Origin of the sequence: Pseudooceanicola nanhaiensis DSM 18065 (assembly GCF_000688295.1) — a bacterium.
In the GTDB taxonomy this organism is placed as follows: domain Bacteria; phylum Pseudomonadota; class Alphaproteobacteria; order Rhodobacterales; family Rhodobacteraceae; genus Pseudooceanicola; species Pseudooceanicola nanhaiensis.
The window spans coordinates 532,986-557,148 of sequence record NZ_JHZF01000013.1; the positions used below are offsets into that span (position 1 = coordinate 532,986).

The 24,163-nt window shown below is 69.2% G+C and carries 23 protein-coding genes and 1 pseudogene; 14 read left to right on the top strand and 10 right to left on the bottom strand.

Annotation, left to right across the window (positions count from 1 at the left end; all coding sequences use genetic code 11):
• Positions 1–2 precede the first annotated feature (2 nt).
• Entirely contained in the window at positions 3–1,538 is a 1,536-nt protein-coding gene (gene ubiB / locus Q344_RS0112570) for a 2-polyprenylphenol 6-hydroxylase (protein ID WP_028287025.1), read from the top strand.
• On the opposite strand, the gene Q344_RS23895 is transcribed toward ubiB, so the two are convergent.
• From Q344_RS23895 to Q344_RS26365, 3 genes are all read right to left on the bottom strand, one after another.
• Complete coding sequence (locus Q344_RS23895) at positions 1,532–2,419, bottom strand: aminoglycoside phosphotransferase family protein (protein WP_084178398.1); 888 nt, start codon at positions 2,417–2,419, stop codon at positions 1,532–1,534. The two genes, ubiB and Q344_RS23895, sit on opposite strands and share 7 nt — an antisense overlap.
• A gap of 103 nt (positions 2,420–2,522) precedes the next feature.
• Positions 2,523–3,200 (bottom strand): flagellar hook capping FlgD N-terminal domain-containing protein, encoded by a 678-nt coding sequence (locus Q344_RS0112580; RefSeq protein ID WP_028287026.1) that lies wholly within the window; start codon positions 3,198–3,200, stop codon positions 2,523–2,525.
• Between the two features lie 12 nt (positions 3,201–3,212).
• Complete coding sequence (locus Q344_RS26365; RefSeq protein WP_028287027.1) at positions 3,213–3,740, bottom strand: flagellar hook-length control protein FliK; 528 nt, start codon at positions 3,738–3,740, stop codon at positions 3,213–3,215.
• A 1,712-nt stretch (positions 3,741–5,452) separates the two neighbouring features.
• Here Q344_RS26365 and Q344_RS25555 point away from each other — a divergent pair.
• Both Q344_RS25555 and Q344_RS0112595 read left to right on the top strand, forming a co-directional pair.
• A complete protein-coding gene (locus tag Q344_RS25555; protein WP_084178464.1) occupies positions 5,453–5,722 on the top strand; it encodes a rod-binding protein in 270 nt (89 codons plus the stop codon).
• Positions 5,712–6,065, top strand: a complete 354-nt coding sequence (locus tag Q344_RS0112595; RefSeq protein WP_028287029.1) for a hypothetical protein — start codon at positions 5,712–5,714, stop codon at positions 6,063–6,065. Before Q344_RS25555 ends, Q344_RS0112595 begins: the two co-directional genes overlap by 11 nt.
• A gap of 217 nt (positions 6,066–6,282) precedes the next feature.
• Here the strand turns inward: Q344_RS0112595 and Q344_RS26585 are convergent.
• From Q344_RS26585 to Q344_RS0112610, 3 genes and pseudogenes are all read right to left on the bottom strand, one after another.
• Positions 6,283–6,375: pseudogene (locus Q344_RS26585) on the bottom strand (chemotaxis protein MotB); the annotation flags it as partial.
• 87 nt (positions 6,376–6,462) lie between these two features.
• Entirely contained in the window at positions 6,463–7,479 is a 1,017-nt protein-coding gene (locus tag Q344_RS0112605; RefSeq protein ID WP_028287030.1) for an amidohydrolase family protein, read from the bottom strand.
• 63 nt (positions 7,480–7,542) lie between these two features.
• Complete coding sequence (locus Q344_RS0112610; protein WP_229669207.1) at positions 7,543–8,574, bottom strand: polysaccharide biosynthesis/export family protein; 1,032 nt, start codon at positions 8,572–8,574, stop codon at positions 7,543–7,545.
• Positions 8,575–8,832: 258 nt separating this feature from the next.
• Here Q344_RS0112610 and Q344_RS0112615 point away from each other — a divergent pair, with 258 nt between their 5' ends.
• Positions 8,833–9,432, top strand: coding sequence for a sugar transferase (locus tag Q344_RS0112615; RefSeq protein ID WP_028287032.1), 600 nt, complete (start codon positions 8,833–8,835; stop codon positions 9,430–9,432).
• A gap of 226 nt (positions 9,433–9,658) precedes the next feature.
• On the top strand, positions 9,659–11,527 hold the full coding sequence (locus Q344_RS0112620; protein WP_028287033.1) for a polysaccharide biosynthesis protein: 1,869 nt from the start codon (positions 9,659–9,661) through the stop codon (positions 11,525–11,527).
• 125 nt (positions 11,528–11,652) lie between these two features.
• Here Q344_RS0112620 and Q344_RS0112625 read toward each other — a convergent pair whose 3' ends face one another.
• Positions 11,653–12,225, bottom strand: a complete 573-nt coding sequence (locus Q344_RS0112625) for a carboxymuconolactone decarboxylase family protein (protein WP_036539188.1) — start codon at positions 12,223–12,225, stop codon at positions 11,653–11,655.
• Between the two features lie 105 nt (positions 12,226–12,330).
• On the opposite strand from Q344_RS0112625, the gene Q344_RS0112630 reads away from it, so the two are divergent.
• Positions 12,331–13,596, top strand: a complete 1,266-nt coding sequence (locus Q344_RS0112630; protein ID WP_028287035.1) for an NAD(P)/FAD-dependent oxidoreductase — start codon at positions 12,331–12,333, stop codon at positions 13,594–13,596.
• A 205-nt stretch (positions 13,597–13,801) separates the two neighbouring features.
• Here the strand turns inward: Q344_RS0112630 and Q344_RS0112635 are convergent, their stop codons facing one another.
• Entirely contained in the window at positions 13,802–14,806 is a 1,005-nt protein-coding gene (locus tag Q344_RS0112635) for an asparaginase (protein ID WP_028287036.1), read from the bottom strand.
• A gap of 173 nt (positions 14,807–14,979) precedes the next feature.
• On the opposite strand from Q344_RS0112635, the gene Q344_RS0112640 reads away from it, so the two are divergent.
• From Q344_RS0112640 to Q344_RS0112675, 8 genes are all read left to right on the top strand, one after another.
• Positions 14,980–15,510 carry an invasion associated locus B family protein gene (locus Q344_RS0112640; RefSeq protein WP_028287037.1) on the top strand — a complete coding sequence of 177 codons (531 nt, stop codon included), beginning with the start codon at positions 14,980–14,982 and terminating at the stop codon, positions 15,508–15,510.
• Positions 15,511–15,623: 113 nt separating this feature from the next.
• Positions 15,624–16,832, top strand: a complete 1,209-nt coding sequence (gene rlmN / locus Q344_RS0112645) for a dual-specificity RNA methyltransferase RlmN (protein ID WP_028287038.1) — start codon at positions 15,624–15,626, stop codon at positions 16,830–16,832.
• A 37-nt stretch (positions 16,833–16,869) separates the two neighbouring features.
• Positions 16,870–17,847 carry an amidoligase family protein gene (locus Q344_RS0112650; RefSeq protein WP_028287039.1) on the top strand — a complete coding sequence of 326 codons (978 nt, stop codon included), beginning with the start codon at positions 16,870–16,872 and terminating at the stop codon, positions 17,845–17,847.
• The gene (locus Q344_RS0112655) at positions 17,844–18,563 is read left to right on the top strand and encodes a gamma-glutamyl-gamma-aminobutyrate hydrolase family protein (RefSeq protein WP_028287040.1); all 720 of its coding nucleotides are present in this window, start codon (positions 17,844–17,846) and stop codon (positions 18,561–18,563) included. Before Q344_RS0112650 ends, Q344_RS0112655 begins: the two co-directional genes overlap by 4 nt.
• Before the next feature lie 307 nt (positions 18,564–18,870).
• A complete protein-coding gene (gene msrB, locus Q344_RS0112660) occupies positions 18,871–19,320 on the top strand; it encodes a peptide-methionine (R)-S-oxide reductase MsrB (RefSeq protein ID WP_028287041.1) in 450 nt (149 codons plus the stop codon).
• Positions 19,317–19,826, top strand: coding sequence for a peptide-methionine (S)-S-oxide reductase MsrA (msrA, locus tag Q344_RS0112665; RefSeq protein WP_028287042.1), 510 nt, complete (start codon positions 19,317–19,319; stop codon positions 19,824–19,826). The genes msrB and msrA overlap by 4 nt, the downstream gene beginning before the upstream one ends.
• 143 nt (positions 19,827–19,969) lie before the next feature.
• Positions 19,970–21,580 (top strand): hypothetical protein, encoded by a 1,611-nt coding sequence (locus tag Q344_RS0112670; RefSeq protein ID WP_156954699.1) that lies wholly within the window; start codon positions 19,970–19,972, stop codon positions 21,578–21,580.
• 386 nt (positions 21,581–21,966) lie between these two features.
• The gene (locus Q344_RS0112675) at positions 21,967–22,884 is read left to right on the top strand and encodes a DMT family transporter (RefSeq protein WP_028287044.1); all 918 of its coding nucleotides are present in this window, start codon (positions 21,967–21,969) and stop codon (positions 22,882–22,884) included.
• Positions 22,885–22,953: 69 nt separating this feature from the next.
• Here the strand turns inward: Q344_RS0112675 and Q344_RS0112680 are convergent, their stop codons facing one another.
• Both Q344_RS0112680 and Q344_RS0112685 read right to left on the bottom strand, forming a co-directional pair.
• Positions 22,954–23,667 carry a response regulator gene (locus Q344_RS0112680; RefSeq protein WP_028287045.1) on the bottom strand — a complete coding sequence of 238 codons (714 nt, stop codon included), beginning with the start codon at positions 23,665–23,667 and terminating at the stop codon, positions 22,954–22,956.
• Positions 23,664–24,161 (bottom strand): MarR family winged helix-turn-helix transcriptional regulator, encoded by a 498-nt coding sequence (locus Q344_RS0112685; RefSeq protein ID WP_028287046.1) that lies wholly within the window; start codon positions 24,159–24,161, stop codon positions 23,664–23,666. Before Q344_RS0112685 ends, Q344_RS0112680 begins: the two co-directional genes overlap by 4 nt.
• Between the last annotated feature and the right edge of the window lie 2 nt (positions 24,162–24,163).

Consider the following 24,163-nt stretch of genomic DNA (forward strand, 5'->3'; position numbering starts at 1 on the left):
ACATGCGCGGACCCCACAACATCCTGCGGCTGGCCCGGACCGGCGCGACCTTCGAACGCTCGGGCGCGATGAAGGTGCTTCTCGACGCCTACGAGGCGCCGCCGCTCCTGCGCATGGCCGCTCGCGTCATCGGCTGGCCGCTGCAATGGCTGGGCCTGAAGGGCGATCCGGCGATGCCGCCGGTGCCCCGCGCGCTGACGGCGCTCGGCCCGGCCTACATCAAGTTCGGCCAGGTGCTGTCGACCCGGCCCGACCTTGTCGGCGACGAACTGGCGCTCCAGCTCCGCGTGCTGCAGGACAAGCTGCCGCCCTTCCCGCTGGCCGAGGCGCGCCGCGCCGTCGAGAGCGAGCTGGGCCTGCCTCTGCCGGCGCTCTTCTCGGAATTCTCCGAACCGGTCGCGGCCGCCTCGATCGCGCAGGTCCACAAGGCGCGCCTCGCCGAGACCGGCGAGGAGGTCGCGGTGAAGATCCTCCGGCCCGGGATCGAGCGCGCCTTCCGCAAGGATGTCGATGCCTTCTACTTCGCCGCCGCCTTCATCGAGACCCTCGCGCCCTTCTCGCGCCGGCTGCGGCCGTCCGAGGTGGTGAAGCATTTCGACGGCGTCGTCCGCGGCGAGCTGGACCTGCGGCTGGAGGCCGCCAGCGCCAGCGAATTCGCCGCGAACACCGCAAGCGACGCGGGCTTCCGCCTGCCCGAGGTGAAGTGGCAGCAGAGCGCCCGGCGGGTCATGACGCTGGGCTGGGCCGAGGGCGTCTCGATGGGCGACAACGCCGCGCTCGACGCGGCGGGTCACGACCGGGTGGAGCTCGGTCAGCGCGTGCTGCAGCTGTTCCTCAGCCATGCGCTGCGCGACGGGTTCTTCCACGCCGACATGCATCAGGGGAACCTGAAGGTCGCGGCGGACGGGGACATCATCGCCTATGATTTCGGGATCATGGGCCATATCGACGAATACACCCGCCGGGTCTATGCCGAGATCCTCTATGGCTTCATCAGGCGCGATTACCAGCGCGTCGCCGAGGTGCATTTCGAGGCCGGTTACGTCCCGCCCGACCGTGACGTCGACGAATTCGCCCGCGCCCTGCGCGCCGTCGGTGAGCCGATCTTCGGCATGGATGCCACCCGGATCTCCATGGGCCGGCTGCTGTCCTACCTCTTCGAGGTGACCGAACGCTTCGGGATGGAGACGCGGACCGAGCTGATCCTTTTGCAGCGGACGATGGTCGTGGTCGAGGGCGTGGCCCGCTCGCTCGACCCGAACATCAACATCTGGCGCGTCGCCCGCCCGGTGGTCGAGGATTACATCCGCCAGAACCTCGGCCCGCGGGCCCTGGCGCGGGACCTGAAGAAGACCGCGCTCGTGGTTGCCCGCTTCGGCCCCCGCCTGCCGGTTCTGGTGGAACGCGCGCTGGTCCAGCAGATGAACGAGGATGCGGCGGACGACCATCGCCGGTCACGCGCCTGGATGGGCTGGGGTCTGCTCGGGCTGGGCGTCGGCGGCGCCTTCGGGGCGCTGGCGGTCCTGGCCTTTCAGTAACGCGCCAGCGCGGCGAGTTCCGCCGCCATCGCCGCGCCCTCGGCCGGGCAGGAGGCCGCCCCGCGCCAGAGGCAATAGGCTGCCATCCGCCAGTGAAACCACGGCGCCAGGCTGCGGTAGCGCGCGGCGGCCGGCGGGTCCGCGGCGGCGAGGAACGCCGCCTCCTCCGCCTCCGTCAGCGGGGTGCCGCGATAGAGCATCTGCATCGCCGGGGACAGGAAAATCCCGAGGTCCTCGGCCGGGTCGCCGAGGGCAGGGCATTGCCAGTCGATCAGCACGAGCCCGTCCCCGGTGACGATCAGGTTGCCGGGCACCGGGTCGCCATGCAGGAAGGCCGCGCCGTCCGCGGGCGGCACCTCCGCGCCGGTCGGTCGGGCCGCGGCGACGCGGGCCTTTTCCGCCGTGTCCGGGCATTGCGCGAGAAGGCGCAGCGTCTCTGCCGCAAGCGCCTGCGATCCGCCCGGGCGCGGCCGCAGACCCGGGGGCGGGGGCGTCTCGTGCAGGAGCGAGAGCCGCCGCGCCACCGAGGCGGCGCCCGAGGTCCATTCTCCGCCCGCCACGTGCCGGTAGATCAGCCACGCGCCCTCCGGCACGGTGCCTGAGGCCAATGGTTCTGGCGCGATACCGGTCCCGGCGAGCCGCGCGAGACAGGCGCGTTCCGCGGCCGGATCGTTCGGAAACAGGGGGTTCTCCCGCCCGGTCGCATAGAGCTTCACGACCACGTCGCCCTGGGCCGCCGCGACCCGCCAGGCGCGGTTGCTGCGGCCGCCGTGGAACGGGGTCCACTGCGTGCCGGGCTCCGCGTGACCAAGCGCGGTGACCTGCTCGCAGAGCCCCGCGGGGGCCGCGTCGTCCCTTCCGGCCTGTCCCGTCTCCTGCAACGCCGCGCCTCGCCGTGCTCACCTGATGACGGCCGGGGTAGGCGATGGCCCCCGCGCTGGCAAGGCCGAGGTCACGAAGCGATGGCGCCAGCGCCGGCACCGCTCACTGCAGTGGGGTGCCGGGATCGCGCAGGGCGGTCACCTCGGCGCTCGGGATCAGCGTCTCGCCATCCAGCACCACCATGATCTCTCCGTTCTCGTTGCGGGCCTCGGTGACGCGGGCATAGGTCTCGAGCGGGTCGGTCGCCAGCAGCTCGCCGTTCTGGTAGTTTTCGAGCGCGAAGCCGTAGCGGCCCGGCGGCAGGCGCTTGCCCTCCGCATCGCGGCCATCCCAGAAATAGGGCTCTGCCGAGACCGGGATCGGGATCTCGGCCAGCGTCGCGCCCCCGGGCGCCCGGACGAGGAGCACGGCCTTGTCGGCCGCGACCAGCGGGTTCGGCGCAAGCTCCACCGGGGTCGCACCGTCGAAACGGACGGGTGCCGCGCTGCGCGCCTCGAGCCCGATCCAGCCGGCCATGCCGCCCATCCCCGTGACGGTCTGCCGTGCCGCCAGCCCGCGCAGAAGCTCGTTGGTAAGCACCTGCTGCTCGACCGAGGAGAAGGTCGCGAGCTGCACGGCGTAATCTGACGACTCCACCGGGTTCAGCGGGTCCTGGTTCTGCAGCTGGGTCGCGAGCATCCGGAGGAAGGTCTCGAAATCCGACGAGACCGCCGGTCCCTTTGCTGCCGCGGTGGCCGGGGGGCCACCGGCCAGCGCGCTGCCGATCTGTGAGCTGTCCATGGCGTCTCCGTTCTAGAGCCTGAGGTCGAGGCCGCCCGCCGCCACCTTTGGCGAGCCGGGCACGGCGGGGGCCACCGGCGCGGTCCCCTCCGGGTCGTTGGTTTCCGCGCCGAACATGGTCTCCGCCCGCGGATCGCCGGAGCGCGCCTGTCCGCCGGTGAAGGTCAGGTCCACGCTGTCATAACCGGCGGCATTGAGGGCGCGGACCAGATCGCCCGCATGGCGCCGCATCAGGTCCAGCGTCTCGGGCCGGTCCGCGGTGAGCAGCAGTGCGATGCCGTCCTCGCGCGGGCGCAGTGTCATGCGCACCTGCCCGAGCTCCTCTGGCGAAAGCCTGATCTCCAGCTGCCCTTCGCCGAGGCTCCGGGCCGCCCGCGCGATCTGGTCGTGGACCGGCGCCGGAAGGTTCGGCGGCGGCACCTCGGCCCGTGACGACGGGGTCGCGGGGGCGTCGAGACGCGCTGCGAGGATCGTCTCGTCAGGCAGGTCCGTGCCCGCCGTCCGCGTGGTGGCGGGGTCGGGCTTGAACGCTTCCGTCATCAGTCCGCCCGCCGATGCGAATGCCGGCTGCGGGGCCGATGGCCGGGACGTCCCGCTCTGCCGGGGCAGGGCTTCCGGCCGGACGAAGGCGTCCCGGCCGGGCCCGTCCGCAGGGCGCGGCGCACCGGGTTCAGCCAGGCGCTCCCTCTGCAGGCCCGGGTCGATTCGTTCCGGCCCCTGTCCGGGGAGGGCATGCCCGACCGGTAGCGCCCCGCGCCCGGCCGCTCCCGCCTCGCGAGCGTCGCTCGCCCGATTGCGGCTGTCTGCTCTGACCCTCTGACGGCTCTCCTCCGCTCCCACTTGCCACTCTGCCGGCAGCGTCCCGGGGACGCGCTGTCTTTCCAGGCGCGCCTCGTCCCGGGATAACGGCGCCGAGCGACCGGGCGCGCTCTCATGTTGAGCGCGCGTCGTCGTTTCCGGCGCTGTGGTCGACTGCGACCGATGCTGATGGCCCGTGGTGTCGGTTCCGGAGACATCCTGCGATGGCCCCGCCTCGGTCATGGTGCGCGCAGGCCCTGCAGGCTGGGCCCCTCGCAAAGGGCCTGACTCATTGCCAGACGCGGTGGCCGCCGGCGCGTCGCCCGGAAGCGAAGACCTTGCGACCCCGGCGTGCGGCGAAGTGGATGCCGCCTCGCTGGCGATCCTGGCAGATGAGCTGGCGGATGCAGCGTGCCGCGGCCCATCCGTTGACGGCTCATGTCTGCCCGTCTCGAGACTCATCTCCGTGCCGGCAGCCGGTCTCGCTGGCTGCAAGGCCCCGCTGTTGGGCCCATGGGCCAGCGGGGTCAACCTCGCCGCGGACGTGTCCGGGGGCGCGGCGAATCGCCTCCGGCCTGGATGACCTCCGACGTCGATCCCCCCCGCGAAGACACGCGCGCCAGGGCCTTGTCCATGATCAGACGCGGCGGTCGGCGCAGCGCGAACCGCCTCCTGCCCGCTGGCGCCGAGAAGGTCTGCCCGGCTCTGCTGTCCGACACTCCCTCGCATCGGTCTTCCGTCTGCGCGCGCCATCGCGCTCTTCTCTTCCTCCGCGCGCGATGTCTGGGCACCGCTTCCCTGGGGGCGGAAGATCTGAGGCCCTTCGCCCGGAACCGACAACGTCCGCGTGACGTTCCGGCGAGCGGTCCCGTCAGGCAGAACCTCCCACGCGGAGACAAGGCCAGCCACGGCCGCATCGCCCTGGCCTCCCCTGAGACCGGAGCTCGCCGTACGCAACTTGGACCGGGGCCCGAAAGCCCCATCTTCGATGTCCGGAGCGAAGGCCTCCAAAGCCTGCGCGGTGGCAGGAGCCTCCTGGTCAGACATGCCGACCCGCTCTGCGGCCCACTCATCTGGCATGACCCGCTCCGCGCCCTCCGTCTCGACAGCCGCTACATCAGGTATCTCGCCGTCCCCGTCGCTGTTTCCAGGCCCGGATGGCCCTCCCGTATCCGCACCCGGCGAATGCCGGGATGCGGGCCGTTCATAGGCATCGCCGTTGGCCCCGCGCCTGTCTCCTGCGGCGGCAAGGTAGGTCGCCGAGAAATCGCCCCTCGGGTCTGCGGCCCTCACGAAGGGACGCGGCGGCGCGCTGTCTGCGGTGAGAAAGGGAGGGAGGTTCATCCAGCTCTCCGGAGTTCTTCCGTGGTTGCGACGATATTCCCCGAATCCGGTTACCCGACCTTTACCGCTCCCGGCGCATGGTCTGAAAAATCCGGTCAATTGGAGAGACCATGCCGATCGAAAGCCTGTCAGCCGCATCGCCTCCGCGCGCCGCGCTCCGCCGCGCCGCGGAAGAGCTCGAAACCGCGTTCTTGGCCGAAATGCTCGTCGCGGCGGGCGTCGGCGCGCCGCGCGACGGGCCATTCGGAGGCGGCGCCGGAGAGACCCAGTTCGCCTCGTTCCTCGTCCGCGAACAGGCGCGGGCCATGGTTGCCGCGGGCGGAATCGGATTGGCGGAAACAATTTTCGAAGCATTGAAGGAGAAAGACCATGACGGATGAAACGACCAGGATATTCGACGCACTCGATGCCTTGCTGGAACGGGAGCGGCTTGCCCTTCTCCAGGGGCGCCTTGAGCTGCTCTCGGACATCCTCGCCGAAAAGGAAGGGCTGATCGACCGGCTGACGGAGAGGCCTCTCGGAGGTGATGAACTGACCACGCTGCGCGGAAAGGCCGAGAGAAACCAGGAGCTTATGGACAATACCCTTCGCGGGATCAGGTCCGTCGCCTCCCGTCTCGGCACGTTGCGGCGACTGCGTCGTTCGCTGGAGACCTACGATCAGGCCGGACGCCGGCAGACGATCGTGACCCAAGGCGGAAGCCAGGTCGAAAAGCGCGCGTGACGATGTGTTTGTTTCAAATCGGACAGATCGGAGCTGTGTGCCTTAGGGAGTCGTTAGCAAGTTGCGGCGATGTTGGACGGGCATCCGGAGCGATGGCGCGGCATGCGGGGCGATGAGCCCCGCACCGCATTGGTCAGAACGACGTCTGATCCGTCCCGATGGGGGGACGGGATGTGAAACGGGCGCAAAGCGTCCTCCGACCAAAGGAAGTATGAATGGCGACCTTCCACGCACCGCCATGGTGCCCGCCGCCGGCGACGACCTTCTTCCGCTTGATGATGACTGGCGCGGCATTCGCCTGCCCGCTCATCCTCACCACCCTTTTCTCACCCGGGGGCGGGTCTAGCGGGCAGAGGTTAGCGGAGGCCTAACGTCTCCAATTGAGCGCGAAGATCCGTCAGAGGCGGTAGACCCGTTTCGCCGTGTCGTGGAAGAGCATCCGCTTCTCCTCCGCGCTCGCCCCCGAGGCGAGGCGTTTGAAGGCGTTCCAGAGCACGGGGTAGGAATAGGATGCCTTGTCCACGGGGAAATTGCTCTCGAACATGCAGCGATCGGGGCCGAAGAGCTCGATCGTGGTCTCGACCCAGGGGCGGAAGTCCTCGGCCAGCGTCTCGGAGCCCGGCGGCATCTCCTGCTCGGACCAGGTGCTGCCGGTGATGTCCATGCCGATCCCGCCGAGCTTCACGTTCACGTTCGGGCAGGTGGCGAGCTCGGCCATCGACGCCTTCCACGCCGCGAAGACCTCGTCGCGCCGCCCGCGGTAGGCGCCCAGGCCGAGCGGACCGCCGACGTGGTCGAGGATCATCGTGGTGTCCGGGAAGGCGCGGGCGAGGTCGGTGAACTGCGGGATCTGCGGATGGTAGAGCCAGGCGTCGTAGCTGAGCCCGGCGGGCGCGAGACAGGCGACTCCGGCGCGGAAGGCCTCGGTCTGCATCGCGTCGGGGGCGACCTTGGGGAGGAAGGTGTCGAAGCTGGGCTCGTCCGCGGTGATGTGGCGGATGCCGCGGAAGCGTCCCTCGGCCAGCGCCTCGTGCGCGACCAGGGCCTCGGCCACGGCGGCGCCCTGCATCAGGTCGGCGAAGCCGACGATCCCGGCGCAGAGGTCGGTCTCCAGCCCGCGCGCCTGTCCCTCGCGCACGACGTCCATGACCAGCCCGGTCTCGCGCACCGGGCGCAGCACCTCGGGGCCGTCCTCGGCGTGGCCGTAGCGGCACTGGACGAAGACCGTCGCGACGACATTGTGGCCCGAGCCGACATCCGCTGCGATCTCGTCCGTGAGATAGGTGCCGAGCCTGTCCCAGAGATGATGGTGCGGGTCGATGATCGGCAGCTCGGGCTCGAGGATCTCCTCCTCCACCCGGGCCAGCCAGTCGGGGCGTGGCGGCTCGATCGCGATGCGGTCACGTTTGGTCATGTCGTGCTCCTCCTGTTCCGGCGGGAGCCTAGGGGCTTTCCCGCCGGAGAGAAGCGAAGCGCGTCAGATTGCACCGACCTGTGTGCTGACGTAGAACAGCCGGCCGATCAGGTTGATCACGGTCTGCGCCGCGGTCACCGGGCTTTCGGTGGCCAGCACCGTGTCCTTGGGATTGATCTGGAAGTTCCGCGCGGCGAAGAGCCCGTCGGCGGTGGTCATGTCGATCACGAAGACCACGTAGGGCAGGTCCGGGCCGGAGGCGTCGCGGCGCACGGCGCTCATCGGGTATTCGCGCAGGATCAGGATACCCTTCGGATCCGCCCGCACGTCGTCGATCCCGCCCATCATCGAGACCGCTTCGAGCGCGGTGATGCTGGAGCGCTCGAAGGGCAGGATCTGCTCTTTCCCCGAGGCGCCGAGCGCGGTGAAGTACCGTTCGTCCTCCTGCACGACCACCTGGTCGCCGCCACGCATGACGACGTTCCGGGCCGGGTTCGACAGAAGTTCCTTCGCGGGGATCCGGAAGCTGGACCCGCCGCGGGTCAGGCGGACCGAGGGGTTGCGCAGCCCGGGCGAGATGCCGCCGCCCTGGGAGATCGCGCTGAGGATGCGGTAGTCGCGGTTCGGCAGCGGATAGGTGCCGGGCCGGGCCACGCCGCTGACGAGGTCGATGGAATTGTCCGACCCGGCCGCGAAGCCGAGCTGCACCTGCGCGTCGGGAAGGATCGCCACCAGTCGGTCCTGGATCAGCCGGCGCGCCTGGTCGGGCGTGTTCCCGGCGATCGGCACCTCGTCGACATAGGGCACGAAGATCGTGCCCGAGCTGGAGACGACGAGGCCCTCCATCTGGACCACCTTCTGCCCGGGGGCGGTGAGCAGCGAGTTTTCCTGCGAATCCCAGACCGCGAGGTTCACGACGTCGCCTGCGCGAATCACGCTCGACTTGGGACCGCGGCTGCCGGAGGGCCAGTGGAATCCTTCCTCGAGCCCCGTCGTCGGCCAGCGCGAGATCATCGGAATGGAGGCGCGGCTGACCTCGACCACGGAATAGGTCGGCTTGTCATTATGCGCCGCCATCGTGATTTCGCTCTGCAAAGCAGCCCCGCGGGGAATAGAGCACGCCGCGAGAATCCCGCACGCGGCGAGGGTGAGAGCGGTTCGAACCAGTCTCGTCTTCATGGTACTGACACTGTCCCCCAGGACCTTTCGGTGACCTTTATTAATCGCACTGCGCGATGATAGACAAAGATGGCCGGGGTGAAAGCCCGACTTTGGATCAATCTGTGTGACCATCATGACGCAAAGCAGGAACCAGCCGATCCGCCACCGTGCGGTTTCCCCCGGGGCATGCCGATGACGCCGGGCAAGCGTGCCCTCGACCTGCTGATCGTCTTGCTGCTGACCTGCCTGCTCTGGCCGGTGGTCATGGTGATCGCGCTGGTCATCCTGATCCGCGACGGCCGGCCGATCTTCTTCCTCTCCGAGCGGATGAAATCGCCGGACGAGGCCTTCATGCTGGTCAAGTTCCGCACCATGACGAACGAGCCCGACGACGGCGCGGCCTCGGGCGGCTACAAGACCGCCCGGATCACGCCCACGGGCCGGGTGCTGCGGCGCTACCGGCTGGACGAGATCCCCCAGCTCTGGAACATCCTGCGCGGCGACATCAGCTTCGTCGGCCCGCGCCCGCCCCTGCGCCGCTATGTCGAGATGTTTCCCGCCCTCTACGGCGAGGTCCTGCGCGCGCGCCCCGGGCTGACCGGCCTTGCGACGCTGGTCTATCACCGGCGCGAGGCCGCGCTGCTCGACGGCTGCCATACGGCGGCGCAGAGCGAGGCGGTCTACATCCGCCGCTGCGTGCCGGCCAAGGCGCGGCTCGACCTGATCTACCGCCGGAACCGCTCCGTGTGTTACGACCTGAAACTCATGGTCCGGACTGTCATGGGGCGGTGAACGACACGAAAGTCGTTGGTTTGTGACCACAATCGCGGGAAATCGCCCATTCCTTCGCGCATGCAGAAAGAAAATCTTGTCGTGCTTACCATTATGCAGCAAATCTGACGTGATATGTCTGGCCTGAGGGTCGGACGGGGCTGCATGATGACACGGGCACCCCGGGGGAAATCGGGTGCCGGTCCGGGTCCGGAAGACGAGCGCCGACGGCGTCGGAGACGACAAGATGATTTACGACTGGGCGGTCAACCTGCGCCCTTCCCAGAAACGGGCCATTCTGCTTTGTCTGGACACCTTTCTGGTCCTCTCCTCATTGTTCCTCGCGGGTCTGCTCGTGCCGGGCGGGGCCAACGGATCGAGCGGGTTCGTCGTCGATCCGAAATTCGCGATCCTCTCCGTCACCACCACGCTCGTCCTGACCAGCTACCTCGGGCTCGACCGGATCAAGCTGCTGGCCTACGAGGCGAACGGCATCGTCGACACCGCCCTCCTGGCCATTGCGATCGGCGCGACCTGTTCGCTCGGCAGCCTGCTGCCCGGCGCGAAGATGTCGCTGCTGGAAATCGCCATCCTGACGATGCTCTTCCTGATCCTGTCGGTCAGCACGCGCCTTCTGATGCTGCGCGCGGTGAAATGGATCTACGTCCACCGGCGCGACCGCAAGCGCCTGCTGATCTACGGGGCCGGCCAGACCGGCCGCCAGCTGGCCGCCGCGCTCTCGACCGATGACGCCGTGGTGCCGGTGGCCTTCGTGGACGACAACCCGCGCCTTCAGAGCCTGACGGTCGCCGGGCTGCGGGTGCATTCGCCGGTCCACATCAAGGACCTCGTCCAGCGCAACGACGTCGACCGCGTCATCCTCGCCATGCCCTCGGCCGGCCGCGCGGTGCAGGCGCGGATCACGCGACGCCTGCGCGACATCGGCTGCGAGGTGCAATCGCTGCCCTCCTTCGCCGAGATGGTCGCCGACCCGGGCCATGACCGGAAGCCGCTCAACGTCGACATCCAGGCCGTGCTGGGCCGCAACCGGCTGGAAGAGGAACTGCCCGGCGTCAGCGACACCTATGCCGGCAAGAACATCCTCGTGACCGGCGCCGGCGGCTCCATCGGGTCGGAGCTCTGCCGCCAGCTGATCGACTGCCGCCCCGCGCGGCTCGTCATCCTCGATCACAGCGAACTCGCGCTCTACAACGTCGAACGCGAACTCGGAGAGATGGAGAGCGGGATCGAGGTCGTGCCGATCCTCGGCTCGATCTGCGAACGCTCCCTGATCACGTCGGTCATGCAGGACCACCGCATCGACGTCGTGCTCCACGCCGCGGCCTACAAGCATCTGCCGATGGTCCAGACCAACGCGATCGAGGGGCTGCGCAACAACGTGCTGGGCACCAAGATCGTGGCCGACGCGGCGGGCGAGGCCGGGGTGGAGCGCTTCGTGCTGATCTCGTCCGACAAGGCCGTGCGGCCCTCGTCGATCATGGGCTCGACCAAGCGGCTTGCGGAACAGATCGTGCAGGACCTCGCCACCCGCTCGAAGCGGACGCGCTATTCGATGGTCCGCTTCGGCAACGTGATCGGGTCGTCCGGATCGGTCATTCCCCTGTTCGAGGAACAGATCGCCCGCGGCGGTCCGGTGACCGTGACCGATCCGAAGGTGACCCGCTACTTCATGACCGTCTCCGAGGCCGTGCGCCTCGTCCTTCTGGCCGACAGCTTTGCCCGCGGCGGCGATGTCTTCGTGCTCGACATGGGCGAGCCGGTGCCGATCGTGCAGGTCGCCCGCCAGATGATCGAGGGCGCGGGATACGCCGTGAAGGATGCCGGCAACCCCAAGGGCGACATCGCCATCGAGTTCACCGGACTGCGGCCCGGCGAGAAGCTGCACGAAGAACTGCTGATCGGCTCCGACATGCTGACGACGCCGCATCCCAAGATCCTCCGCGCGCAGGAGGAACACCTCTCCGAGATCGAGATGGCCGCGCTGCTGAACGACATCCGCCGCGCCGTCGAGTCGCGCGACCGGAACATGGCGGATGCCGCGCTCACCAAGTGGGTCGAGGAATACGCCGCCCGCGCCGAGAGCGTGGTCGGCTGACACGGGGACCCGCGGGTCGCAGGCGGTGCCTGCGGGCACGCGGCAAGTGACGCGATGACCTCCGGGGTCAGGTGCGGGCCGGGCTTCGCCCCGGCCCTCGCGGATCCGGGCTCAGCGCGGCATACTCAATCCTGCAGCTCCAGCGGCTCGCCGTCCTCCGGCATCACGTTGAAGCTGTTCAGGGTCACCGAGACAAAGCTGTAATACCCGATCAGCGCCACCAGATCGACGAGCCGGTCCTGCCCGAGCACCTCGAGCGTCCTGCGGTAGGTCGCATCGGACACCTGCTTGCGCGGGCTGGTGAAGGCCTCGTGGGCGAAGCGGTAGACGGCCTCCTCCTCCGCATCGGTGAAGGCGGGATCCCTGCGGTCGCGGATGGCTTCGGCCACCGCGGGGTCGAGCCCGGCCTTGATCGCCAGCGGCTTGTGCGCGAACCACTCGAACTCGGCATCCCAGCACCGGGCCGTGGTGATGATCGCCAGCTCGGACAGGCGCGGGCCGAGGGAATTCTCGTAGCGCAGGTAGGTGCCGAGCGCCGTCGCGGCATTGGCGAGCTCCGGCCGGTTCAGCCACAGCGCCAGCGGGCCCACCACCCGGCCGCGGGGCGAGGCGAGGATGACGTCGTGCACCTCTTTCTGGCGGGGCGTGTACTGCGCGGGGTCGGGCGGCGACAGCCGCAGCTTGTCGGGGTTCATCATCGGGCCGGTCCTCCTTCGGGCCCGGCCAGCCTAGGGCGATTGACGGCGCCCGGGAAAGCGATATGGGAGCTCGCGCATATCCTTGAAACGTGATTGGATCGCCGCATGACAGGGTTGGGAAATCTCTGGACCGACAGCGCGGCCGAGCGGATCGAGACCGATCCCCTCGGCGCGGACACGCAGGCCGATCTCTGCGTGATCGGCGGCGGCTTCACCGGATGCTCCGCCGCCCTGCACGCGGCGCAGGCCGGCGCGCGGGTGATCCTGATCGAGGCCGAAACGGTGGGCCATGGCGGTTCGGGCCGCAACGTAGGTCTGGTGAATGCCGGGCTCTGGACCCCGCCCGAGACCATCGCGGAGATCCTGAAGGACCAGGCCGAGGCCTTCTCGGGCAAGCTCGCCGCCGCGCCCGCGCTGGTCTTCGACCTGATCGCGCGGCACCAGATGTCCTGCGAGCCGGTCCAGAACGGCACCCTGCACCTCGCCCACAATGCCGCGGGCCTGCGCGATATCGCCGACCGGCACCGGCAGCTGTCGGCACAGGGCGCGCCCGTGCGCCTGCTGGACGCGGAGGAGACGCGCCAAAGGCTGGGCAGCGGCGTCTACCGCGGCGCGCTGCTCGACGGCCGTGCCGGGACGATCCAGCCGCTCGGCTATGTCCGCGGCCTCGCCCGGGCCGCGATCGCGGCGGGCGCGCGGATCCACGAACGCACCCCCGCCTCCGGGGTCGTCCACGAGGACGGCGCCTGGCGCATCCGCACCCCGGGCGGCACGATCCGGGCCGGCGCGCTGATCCTGGCCACCAACGCCTACCACCGGCCGCTCGACGGTCCGGGCGTGCCACCGGTCGTCGGCGTGAACTTCTTCCAGGCCGCCACGCCGCCCCTGGGGCCGGAGGCCGCCGGCATCCTGCCGGGCGGCGAGGGCTGCTGGGACACCGGCCTCGTGATGACCTCGGTCCGGCGCGACCGGGCAGGGCGTGTCATCCTGGGTGCCTTCGGCGCGCTCGACGGCGCGGGGCGGGACATCCACATCGGATGGGCGCGGCGGAAGCTGGCGGCGCTGTTCCCGGCGCTGCGCGAGGTGCCGTTCGAACACGCATGGTCCGGCCGGATCGCGATGACCGGCGACCACCTGCCCCGGATCCTGCGGCTCGGGCCTGCGGGCTATGCCGCCTTCGGCTATTCCGGCCGCGGCATCGGGCCGGGCACGCTCTTCGGCAAGGCGATGGCCGAGGCGCTGACCGGCGCCGGCGAAGCCGCGCTGCCGCTGCGGCCGGTGGAGGCGCATCGCGACAGGTTCACCGCGATCCGCGGCGCCTGGATCGAGACGGGCGCAACCCTGGTGCACGCGACGGGCGCGCGGGTCTGAGGCGGGCCGGGCTCCGGCTCGGCGCCCGCGCCACGCAATGATCCGGAGGAAAGCGGGTGCGGACGGAGGTCTCCGCCCGCACCGCCGCAACGGGGTCGGGCCGGTGGTATGCGGCCTTGTCTCGGGGAATATATGGCCCCCGTCCCGGCACCTCCGACGCTAGCCCCGAAGAGGCCGGCAGGCAAAGGGGGCCGGGGCGGACCGGCTAGGACCAGCCGGTCAGCAGCGCTTCGGTGGGCTGGATCCTGCCGGCGGGAATGCCGCGGCGGCTGGCGATCGGGGTCTCGAGCAGGGCCCGCGCCGCCGGATGCTGCGGATCGAGCACGCCCAGCCCCGACAGGATCGCCGCCACCGCCGTCTCGGCGCCCCGGGTGGTGCCGTCGACGATCTTCACCGCGACGCCCAGCCCCTGGTCCGGCAGGATGGCGACGAAGACCGCCTCGGCCCCGGTCTTGACCGCGACCCCGTTCATCGCCCGCATCAGCGAGGTGCAAGCCCGGCCTTCCCCGGCGACGAGCTCGGGATGGGCCACCATCGCCTCGCGCAGCCGGACCATGGCGTCCTCGCGCGTGCCCTGGCCACTGCGCGCAGCCGCGAAGCGGGCCATGGCGCGGGCCAGACCGTGCACGGAACAGGCGAAGTTGGGGGCCGAGCAGCCGTCGATCCCGTAGCCGGGGCTCGTCTCGTCGGTGACCGCCTCGAAGGCCTCGAGCACCGCGCGCTGCACCGGATGGTCGGGCTCGTGGTATTCGCTGCCCGCACCGAGGTGGCGGTTGAGCGTCAGGAAGCCGGAATGCTTGCCCGAGCAGTTGTTGTGTACCTGGCAGGGGCTGTCGCCCGCGCGGATCAGCGCGTCGCGCGCGGGGATGTCGGCGGGCTCCTGCGGGCCGCAGCGCAGGTCGTCCTCGCCCAGCCCGAGCGCATTCAGCCATTCGGTCACCGGCCGGGTGTGGATCGCCGCGCCGTTGTGCGAGGCGCAGGAGAGCGCGAGCTGCCGCGGCCCGAGCCCCGCGGCATCCGCCGCGCCGCTCTCGATCAGGGGCAGGGCCTGGATCATCTTGCAGGAAGAGCGCGGGTAGATCGCCAGATCCGGGTCGCCCCAGCTTCTCACGATCCCGCCGGAGGCGTCGCAGATCACCGCGTGGCCTGCATGACGGCTCTCGACCATGTCTCCGCGGATGACATCCACCATGGGCACCGGCTGGGTCATTCTTTCATTACCTCAAATCTTAGCGACTTTTCGCCGACCGGCCTTTCGCCGGGGGGCAGAGATACGCTAGTCTAGCCGCATCGAGATTGGAATGGTCGGCACGCACCATGAGCGCCCTGCAAATGGCGCCGGCGGCCGGCGGAAGAGGCACGGTACGGCTTGGAGGCTGGACAATGAGAACACTGGTGGCCGGTGTGGCGGCGATGCTCATGGCATACGCCGGAACAGGCGTTGCCCAAGCGCAGGACGCGAGCGAGAATCAGGTCGCCGCGAAGACGGACTGGAGCGTTTTCGTGGAGGACGACCCCAAGGAATGCTGGGCCGTCTCGGCGCCGAAGGAAACGGTGAACACCAAGGACGGCCGCGTGGTCTCGGTCCGGCGTTCGTCGATCCTGTTCATGGCCTTCTACCGCCCCGGGGCCGACGTCGCGGGCCAGGTCACCTTCACCGGCGGCTATCCCTTCGCGGACCGCTCGACCGTGAACCTGAACATCGACGGCACGGAATTCGAACTCTTCACCGAAGGTGAATGGGCCTGGGCGGCATCGCCCGCCGAGGACACGAAGATCCTCACCGCCCTGAAGCGCGGGTCGAGCGCGGTCATCACCGGCGTCTCGGGCCGGGGCACGGCGACGAAGGACACCTTCTCGCTGCTGGGCTTCACCGCCGCGGTGGAAGAGGCCGAGTCGCGCTGCAAGGGCTGAGCGCCCTTCGAGCTTGGGACATTCAAGGGGGATCGCACCGGCCACGGCGCGATCCCTGTTTCTTTTTCGGGGGAAATCCCATATAGGACCCGACTTCCCCAGGAGTTTCGCAGATGACCGAATCCGCGCCCCAGCCGTCGCACCAGGCCCCGATCACGCAGGACGTGATGACCATCCCCCGGAAACTGCCGGAGGGTGACGGCCGCCTGAACCTCGTCGGCATGACCCGCGACGGGATGACGGCCGCGCTGCTCGAGGCGGGGACGCCCGAAAAGCAGATCAAGATGCGGCTGAACCAGGTCTGGCAATGGGTCTACCACTGGGGTGTGCGCGACTTCGACGCGATGACGAACCTCAGCAAGGATTTCCGCCGGATGCTCTCGGAGCGCTTCGTGATCGAGCTGCCCGAGGTGGTGTCGAAACAGGTCTCGGCCGACGGGACACGTAAGTACCTCGTCCGCATCGCCGGCGGGCACGAGGTCGAGGTGGTCTATATCCCCGAGGCCGACCGCGGGACGCTCTGCATCTCGTCCCAGGTGGGCTGCACGCTGACCTGTTCCTTCTGCCATACCGGCACCCAGAAGCTGGTGCGCAACCTGACGCCCGGAGAGATCGTCGGCCAGATCATGCTGGCGCGCGACGATCTGGGCGAATGGCCGAAACCGGGCGAGCCGAAGCGCGAGGAGCGGCTTCTGTCGAATATCGTGCTCATGGGCATGGGCGAACCGCTCTACAATTTCGAGGGCGTCCGCGACGCGATGAAGATCGCGATGGATGGCGAGGGGATCGCGCTGTCGCGCCGCCGGATCACGCTGTCGACCTCGGGCGTGGTGCCCGAGATCGCCCGCGCGGCCGAGGAGATCGGCTGCCTGCTGGCGGTGTCGTTCCACGCCACGACGGACGAGGTGCGCAACAAGCTCGTTCCGATCAACAAGCGCTGGAACATCGAGACGCTGCTGACCGCGCTGCGGGAATACCCCCGGCTGTCGAATTCCGAGCGGATCACCTTCGAATATGTCATGCTGAAGGGCGTGAACGACAGCGACGCGGATGCCCGGCGGCTGGTGAAGCTGATCTCGGGCATCCCCGCGAAGATCAACCTGATCCCCTTCAACGAATGGCCCGGCGCACCCTACGAGCGGTCGGACTGGGACCGGATCCAGGCCTTCGCCGACATCGTGCACAAGGCGGGCTATGCCTCGCCGATCCGCACCCCGCGGGGCGAGGACATCATGGCGGCCTGCGGACAGCTCAAATCGGCGACCGAACGGGCCCGGAAGTCGCGCGCCCAGATCGCCGCCGAGACCGGCGTCGCGGGCTAGGCGCGGAACCGCCCGACCCGCCCGGCGTTCGTCCTGCATGAACGCCGTGACTTTCCAGAACCTGCCCGTGGCCGTGAACGCCGAGGGCGATGCGCGCCGCACCGGCGTCGAGGTCGAGTTTGCCGGCCTCGGCGAAGGCGACGCGGCGCATCTGCTGGCCGAGGCGCTCAAGGGCCGTGCCCGGCGCACCGACAGCCACGACTGGCTGGTCGAGGGCAGCGTGATCGGTGACATCGAGGTCTACCTCGACGCCGCGTGGCGGAAATCCGAACACGCCGCCCTGCGCGAGGCCGGGCTGCGGCTCGGACGCGACATCATCCCCGTGGAACTGGTGACGGAGCCGCTCGACCGCGACGGGCTCACCCAGCTTGCGAGCGCCTGCGACGTGCTGCGCGATGCGGGGGCCGAGGGATCGGGGCGGGGGATGCTCTACGGCTTCGGCGTGCATCTAAACGTCGAGATCGCGGGCGAGGACGCGGCCGGGATCACCCGCCCGCTTCTGGCCTATGCCCTGATCGAGGACTGGCTGCGCAAGGCGATGCCGATCGACCGCAGCCGGCGGGTCCTGCCGTGGACCGCTCCCTATCCCACCTCGGGCGTCAAGGCGCTGGCCAAGGCCGGTCCGGAGGCGGCGCCGCGCGAGGTGATGGAGATCTACCTCAAGCGGATGGCCGACCGGAACCACGGGCTCGACATGCTGCCGCTCTTTGCCTTCCTCGACTCGGCGGCGGTCGAGAAGGCGACCGGCCAGGCGAAGGCGCTGAAGGCGCGCCCGGCCTTCCATTTCCGACTGCCCGACTGCCGCATCGACGAACCCGACTGGAGCCTCTCCACGGAATGGGATCGCTGGTGCCTCGTCGAACGGGTGGCCGTCGACTGCGGGCTGCTCGACCGGCTGGCGGACGGGTGGCTCGACGAACACGGGCTCATCACGCTCAGCCGGTCGGGCTGGGCGGAACGCTGCGGGACGATCCTTGCCAGCGCGGGCCTGACCGCGGATCGGAAGGCGGCGTGAGGCGGCCGCTCATCGGGGTGACCACCTCGAACCGGTCGGGCTGGCGCATCTTTCCGCTCGTCGCGCTGAACATCTGGCTCGCGGGGGGCCGGGCCGTCCGCTGGGGCGCCGGCCGCCGGTCGGACATCGACGGGGTGGACGGCATCGTGATCGGGGGCGGGGACGACATCTCTCCCACCCTCTACGGCGGTCAGCTGAGGGCGGAATCGCGGCTCGATCCCGACCGCGACCGGATGGAGCGGCGGCTGGTCGAGGAGAGCATGGCGCAGGGCAAGCCGGTGCTGGGCATCTGCCGGGGCAGCCAGATGCTGAACGTGGCGCTTGGCGGCGATCTGGACCAGGACGCCTATGCCACCTTCACCGACAGCCGGAAGTACCGCACGATCCTGCCCAGGAAAACGGTCAACGTGGTCGAGGGCACGCGTCTGGCAGGGCTCGCCGGGACCGAGGTGATGAAGGTCAACGCCCTGCATTCCCAGGCGGTCCGGCGGCTCGGGTCCGGCCTCCGCGTCGCGGCGCGGGACGAGGGCGGGATGATCCAGGCGGTCGAGCGGCTGCGCGACCCCTTCGCGATCGGCGTCCAGTGGCACCCGGAGCACCTGTTCTACGCGCGTCGCCAGCGGGCCATCTTCCGCGGCCTCGTCGCCGCGGCGCGCGCCGGTGCCGAGAACCGCGCGCAGCTGCCCGAGGTCGACGCGGAGGTCGAGCGGGTGTGAGCCCCGCGCCAGGCGTCCGGGGGCCGCGGGGGCGCGTACCCACCAACAGGCGAAAGCCGGACGAGCGCCGGCCCGTGGGGTGGCGCGGCCGAACGCTCGAGCCTCTCGCTTTATGCCAGCCCTGGTAGCTGCCGCGCCGACACGATGCGCCCACGTCAGCGAAGCGCCAGCCCGCGGGGACGGGCCGGCGCCTGTCCGGCGGCCTTCGGCCTTGTTCCGGACCGGGCGACATGCTCGACCTCCGCACCCCCCCCTTTTCTTTCCGCCCCGCATGGCCACATTAAGCACGACAGCCACGGAGGGTCCGATGGACAAGTATCGCAAGGACGAGGCGGCGATTGCCGCGCTTTCGCCGGAGCAGTTCTGGGTGACGCAGGAAAGCGGCACCGAACGGCCGGGCACGGGGGAATACCTCAACAACAAGGAGCCGGGGATCTACGTCGACATCGTCTCGGGCGAGCCGCTCTTCGCCTCGGGCGACAAGTACGAATCCGGCTGCGGCTGGCCGAGCTTCACCAAGCCGATCGAGCCCGCCCATGTCGCCGAGCTCCGCGACGAGACGCATGGCATGGTCCGGACCGAGGTCCGCTCCAGGCACGGCGACAGCCACCTCGGCCACGTCTTCCCGGACGGGCCGCGGGACCGGGGCGGGCTACGCTATTGCATCAACTCCGCCTCGCTCCGCTTCGTGCATCGCGACGACATGGAGGCCGAGGGCTACGGAGAGTACATCGACCAGGTGGAGGACGTGAGATGAGCGAGAACCGCGCCGTTCTGGCAGGCGGCTGCTTCTGGGGCATGCAGGACCTGATCCGCAAGCTGCCCGGGGTGAAATCCACGCGCGTCGGCTATACCGGCGGCGACGTGAAGAACGCCACATACCGCAACCACGGGACACATGCCGAGGGGATCGAGATCATCTACGACCCCGAGACGATCTCGTACCGCAGGCTGCTGGAGTTCTTCTTCCAGATCCACGACCCGACCACGGTCAACCGGCAGGGCAACGACATCGGCATGTCCTACCGCTCGGCCATCTACTACGTGGACGAGGACCAGCGGCAGGTCGCGCTCGACACGATCGCCGACGTGAACGCCTCCGGCATCTGGCCGGGGCCGGTGGTGACCGAGGTGGAGCCTGTCGGCGATTTCTGGGAGGCAGAGCCGGAGCACCAGGATTACCTCGAGCGGATCCCGAACGGCTATACCTGCCACTTCCCGCGTCCCGACTGGGTGCTGCCGCGTCGTAACGCCGCGGAGTGATCCCGAAAACCCGGGCCGGCGTTGCGCGCCGGCACGTATCGCGCCGGAATATCGACCTCGGGGGCCGGAATCTGCGTCCGGCCCCTTGCCGTGACCGGGGCCCTCGGGGAATGTGCGCCTGTGACGGGCAACGGAGGCGCATCATGACGCGAGAGAACGCGGGACCAGCCGGAAGGGTGCGCGCGCTGCTGGCGGCGCTGCTGATCGTGCCGGGCGGCACGGCGCTGGCACAGGACGCCTCCTCGGCCATCGAGCTGCAGCCGAGCGAGTACGAGAATTTCATCACCGCGAACACGATGTGGCCCGGGGTGGCGCGTTTCGCGCTCGGCTTCCACCAGACGAACCCGTCGATCGAAACGCCCGGCACCTCGAACCAGGTCTATTTCGTCGATGTCGCCTTCTCGCCCTTCCAGGGGCTCGAGATCGGGGCCGACATCCAGACCTTCGTCGACCCGCCGCCCTTCCCGATCGCGGGCACGACCCCGCCGATCGAGATGACGGGCGCCGGCGTCCATGCCAAGTACCGGTTCTACGACGACGGCGCGCTCTCGGTCGCGGCACAGGTCTCTGCCGAATGGATGCGCTTCGCCTCGACCATCTACGGCAGCACCTCGACCGAGTACCTGTTCATCGGCTCGGCGCATCTGCCGCTGTCCTACAACATCACGCCCAGGCTCCAGGCGCATCTGACGCCCGGCATCTCGGTCTATCCCGACAGCCGCGAGGGCAATCCCTTCTACGGCACCGTCGCCAGCATCGGCGCGGGCCTGTCCTGGAAGCCCACCCCGCGCACGCTGGTCTACGGCACCGTGACCCAGCCGCTGACCGGGGCCAACACCATCCTGTCCGACGGCAGCTACGCGCGGCGTCCCGTCCTGACGCTCGGCGGGCGCTACGCGGTCGCGCCGAACACGGCGGTCGATCTCTATGCAACGAACGGCATCGGCGCGACGCCGGCGACGGGCGTGCTGAACTTCATGCCGAATGGCGACATCGTCCTGCTCGGCGCGCGGCTCGTGCACACCTTCGGCCCCGGCGCGCTGCAGAAGCGGCCCTACGGGCGTGCGCCGGGCCAGATGCGGACGCCGCGGCAACGCATCCTCGCCGGGGACGGCTTCACGCTGCCCGGCGCCCGCACCCGCGACCGCGGCACGGTCGAGCTGAACGGGTTCTACGGCATGCAGGACGCCCATGGCGCGTTCTTCGCCATGGCGATCGACCACAATGTCGAACTGCGGATGAGCTACGAGAGCATCGCCGACGACGGCTCCGGCGCGTCGTCGAAACTGACCAGCGCCGAGGATCGCTGGACCGGGCGCTTCAAGCTCCAGTTCCTCGACCAGATGGACGGCTGGCCGGTCTCGCTCGCGGCGATCACCTCGCTCGGGCGCGATCTGGACGACAACGGCGCGTTCTACGTCGCGATGCCGGTCATGCGCGAGGTGACGGACAAGCTGGCGCTGCGCGTGGTGCCCGAGGCCGTGTTCTACGGCAGCAACGAGGAGTTCGGCCTCGGCCTGGGGGCCAGCTACGCGGTCGGGCGCTACACCAACGTCTTCGGCGAATACACGGTGCGTGACAGCGGCGACGGCATCTGGGCCGTCGGCGCCAAGGCCCGACTGGGCCGCGCCCCGTTCGAGGCCGGGCTCTACGCCACCAACGCCATCGGCGCCTTCGGGGTGAACGCGATGACGGCGCAGGAGGACCCCCGAGTCGTGTTCTCCCTGTCCTACATCGACAAGCTGTTCCGGTGAGTCGGCGGATCGCGGCGGCGTTCGCGCCCTGCGTTTGACGTGGCCTTCCCTTGCGTCCTATGCGTGCGAAATCACCGCAGATCACGAAAAGTTTTGCTTCGTAGTCAAGGCTCCGATAGCCGACCATTCGGTCAAGATTGACCAAAGTGTTAAAAATGTGTTAAAAGAAAGATGGCTCCGGACATAATTCGGCGCGACGTGGACCCAAAACGTTTCTTTCTATCACATCGGCCGATCCTTCCTGAGGATCGGCCTATTCGTTTCCGCGGCCCGGCCCGCGGACGGTGCGAAACTGCATCCCTTCACGGCAGGGGCGCGGCACCCGATTGACCTTTCCCTGCCGGGCGGTCAGCATCGCGCCGACTTTCCCACGACCCGGACCGAAGATGTACCCGCTGCGCGGAATTACCCTGAAGCTCGCGGCGGTGATGTGCTTCATCGTCATGATTTCCCTGATCAAGGCCGCCGACGTCCCCTCGGGCGAGGCGGTGTTCTTCCGCTCCTTCTTCGCAATCCCGGTGATCCTGGTCTGGGTGATGATCCGCGGGGACCTCGGCCAGGCGCTGAAGGTGCGCTCGGTCACCGCCCACGCCCTCAGGGGCGCGCTCGGGACATTGGCGATGCTCACCAACTTCGCCGCGATCGTGCTCCTCCCGCTGCCCGAGGCCACGGCGCTCGGCTATGCCATGCCGCTCCTCGTCGTGGTCTTCGCGGCGATGTTCCTGCACGAGAAGGTCGGCCTCTTCCGCTTCGGGGCCGTGGGGCTCGGCCTTTTCGGCGTGCTCGTGGTGATGGAGCCCTCGATCACCATGGGCGCGGCGGACGCGGTCGAGACGGCGCAGCTGCTCGGCGTGGCGCTGGCGCTCTTCGGGGCGACCTGTGGCGCGCTTGCGCAGGTCCACATCCGCAACATGGTGCAGGTCGAGCAGACCTCGGCCATCGTCTTCTTCTTCTCGCTGACGGCCTCGGTCCTGGCGCTTCTGACGCTGCCCTTCGGATGGGACATGCCGCAGGGGATGCAATGGGTCTACCTGATCTCCTGCGGGCTGCTCGGCGGGCTGGGGCAGATCTTCCTGACCTCGTCCTACCGTTTCGCCGATGCCTCGCTGGTGGCGCCCTTCGATTACGCCTCGATGATCTTCGCCGTGCTGATCGGGTATTTCTGGTTCGACGAGGTGCCGGGCGTGCAGACCCTGATCGGGGCGGCCATTGTCATCGCGGCCGGGATCGTCATCATCCTGCGCGAACGCTACCTCGGCCTGCAGCGCGGCAAGGCGCGCCAGGCGAAGAACCCGTTCGGCTGAGCGTCCCTCTTCATCTTTCCGAAAATACTCCGGGGGTGTGGGGGCAGAGCCCCCACCCGGGGCGCCGGATCAATCCGGCGCCAGCATGTAGCCCGCGCCGCGCACGGTCTGGAGATAGCGCGGCTGCTTCGGGTCCTCCTCGATCTTCCGCCGCAGCCGGGTGATCTGCACGTCCACCGCCCGCTCCTGCGCCTGCCCGCCGTCGCGCCCCGAGGACCGGCCGAGGTCCTCGACCAGCCGCATCCGCGACAGCGCCTCGCCCGGGTGCGCCGAGAAGATCCGCATCAGCTGGCTTTCGGTGGCGGTCAGCCGCACCGGGCTGTCGCCGCGCCACATCTCGCCCTTGTCGATGTCGTAGCGGATGGACCCGAGGTGCAGGACCTTCGGCACCGAATGGTCGGGATGCGCCTCGGGCATGCGCCGCAGGATGGCGTTGATCCTGAGCAGCAGCTCGCGCGGCTCGAAGGGTTTCGACAGGTAATCGTCCGCCCCGGCCTCGAGCCCGTTGATCCGGTCGCGCGTCTCGCCCTTGGCGGTCAGCAGCAGGATCGGCGTCTGGAGCCGTTCGCGCAACGATCGGGTCAGGCTGATCCCGTCCTCGCCCGGCATCATCACGTCGAGCACGATCATGTCGAACTCGAGGCCCCCCAGCAGACGCCGGGCCTGCTCCGCGTCACGGGCCGCGGTCACGAGGAACCCGTTGCGCTTCAGGAACTTGGCGAGCAGGTCCCGGATCCGCTCGTCGTCGTCCACGATCAGGAGGTGCGGCACCGGGTCGGTCATGCGCCCCCGTCGCGGAGGGACCCGTAGGTCGAACGCATCCGCGGCTCCATCATCGCTTCCAGAACCTGCCGGAACCCGGCCACCGCGTCCGGGCCCGCCTGCCGGTAGGCCGCCCGCATCTGGCGGCGCTGCGCGTCCGACAGCCGGCTTTCCAGCGCGGCCCCGGTCTCGGTCAGGTAGAGGTGCCGTTCGCGCTTGTCGGCGGTGCCGACCCGGCTTTCGACCAGCCCGTCCTCGATCAGCGTGCGCAGCACGCGGTTGAGGGATTGCTTGGTCACGCCCAGGATTTCCAGAAGCCGCTTCACGTTCATGCCCGGCACCCGGGCGATGAAATGCAGCGCCCGGTGATGGGCGCGGCCGTAATCCAGACCCTCGAGTATGGCGTCCGGCGCCGAGGTGAAGCCGCGATAGGCGAAGAACATCGCCTCGATCCCCTGCCGCAGCTGCTCGTCGGTCAGGAACAGCAGGGCGTCCCCGCTGCTGACTTCGCTCATGC

What these genes read in the sequence shown, in the direction of transcription:
- Q344_RS0112605 (WP_028287030.1), bottom strand. Translation starts at nt 7,479, where the DNA reads ATGACCAAACGTGACCGCATCGCGATCGAGCCGCCACGCCCCGACTGG.
- Q344_RS0112680 (WP_028287045.1), bottom strand. Translation starts at nt 23,667, where the DNA reads ATGACCGACCCGGTGCCGCACCTCCTGATCGTGGACGACGACGAGCGG.
- rlmN (WP_028287038.1), top strand. Translation starts at nt 15,624, where the DNA reads ATGACCGAATCCGCGCCCCAGCCGTCGCACCAGGCCCCGATCACGCAG.
- msrA (WP_028287042.1), top strand. Translation starts at nt 19,317, where the DNA reads ATGAGCGAGAACCGCGCCGTTCTGGCAGGCGGCTGCTTCTGGGGCATG.
- Q344_RS0112615 (WP_028287032.1), top strand. Translation starts at nt 8,833, where the DNA reads ATGACGCCGGGCAAGCGTGCCCTCGACCTGCTGATCGTCTTGCTGCTG.
- Q344_RS0112630 (WP_028287035.1), top strand. Translation starts at nt 12,331, where the DNA reads ATGACAGGGTTGGGAAATCTCTGGACCGACAGCGCGGCCGAGCGGATC.
- Q344_RS0112675 (WP_028287044.1), top strand. Translation starts at nt 21,967, where the DNA reads ATGTACCCGCTGCGCGGAATTACCCTGAAGCTCGCGGCGGTGATGTGC.
- Q344_RS0112625 (WP_036539188.1), bottom strand. Translation starts at nt 12,225, where the DNA reads ATGATGAACCCCGACAAGCTGCGGCTGTCGCCGCCCGACCCCGCGCAG.
- Q344_RS0112580 (WP_028287026.1), bottom strand. Translation starts at nt 3,200, where the DNA reads ATGGACAGCTCACAGATCGGCAGCGCGCTGGCCGGTGGCCCCCCGGCC.
- msrB (WP_028287041.1), top strand. Translation starts at nt 18,871, where the DNA reads ATGGACAAGTATCGCAAGGACGAGGCGGCGATTGCCGCGCTTTCGCCG.
- Q344_RS25555 (WP_084178464.1), top strand. Translation starts at nt 5,453, where the DNA reads ATGCCGATCGAAAGCCTGTCAGCCGCATCGCCTCCGCGCGCCGCGCTC.
- Q344_RS0112595 (WP_028287029.1), top strand. Translation starts at nt 5,712, where the DNA reads ATGACGGATGAAACGACCAGGATATTCGACGCACTCGATGCCTTGCTG.
- Q344_RS0112620 (WP_028287033.1), top strand. Translation starts at nt 9,659, where the DNA reads ATGATTTACGACTGGGCGGTCAACCTGCGCCCTTCCCAGAAACGGGCC.
- Q344_RS0112650 (WP_028287039.1), top strand. Translation starts at nt 16,870, where the DNA reads ATGAACGCCGTGACTTTCCAGAACCTGCCCGTGGCCGTGAACGCCGAG.
- Q344_RS0112640 (WP_028287037.1), top strand. Translation starts at nt 14,980, where the DNA reads ATGAGAACACTGGTGGCCGGTGTGGCGGCGATGCTCATGGCATACGCC.
- Q344_RS0112635 (WP_028287036.1), bottom strand. Translation starts at nt 14,806, where the DNA reads ATGACCCAGCCGGTGCCCATGGTGGATGTCATCCGCGGAGACATGGTC.
- Q344_RS0112670 (WP_156954699.1), top strand. Translation starts at nt 19,970, where the DNA reads ATGACGCGAGAGAACGCGGGACCAGCCGGAAGGGTGCGCGCGCTGCTG.
- Q344_RS26365 (WP_028287027.1), bottom strand. Translation starts at nt 3,740, where the DNA reads ATGACGGAAGCGTTCAAGCCCGACCCCGCCACCACGCGGACGGCGGGC.
- Q344_RS0112685 (WP_028287046.1), bottom strand. Translation starts at nt 24,161, where the DNA reads ATGAGCGAAGTCAGCAGCGGGGACGCCCTGCTGTTCCTGACCGACGAG.
- ubiB (WP_028287025.1), top strand. Translation starts at nt 3, where the DNA reads ATGCGCGGACCCCACAACATCCTGCGGCTGGCCCGGACCGGCGCGACC.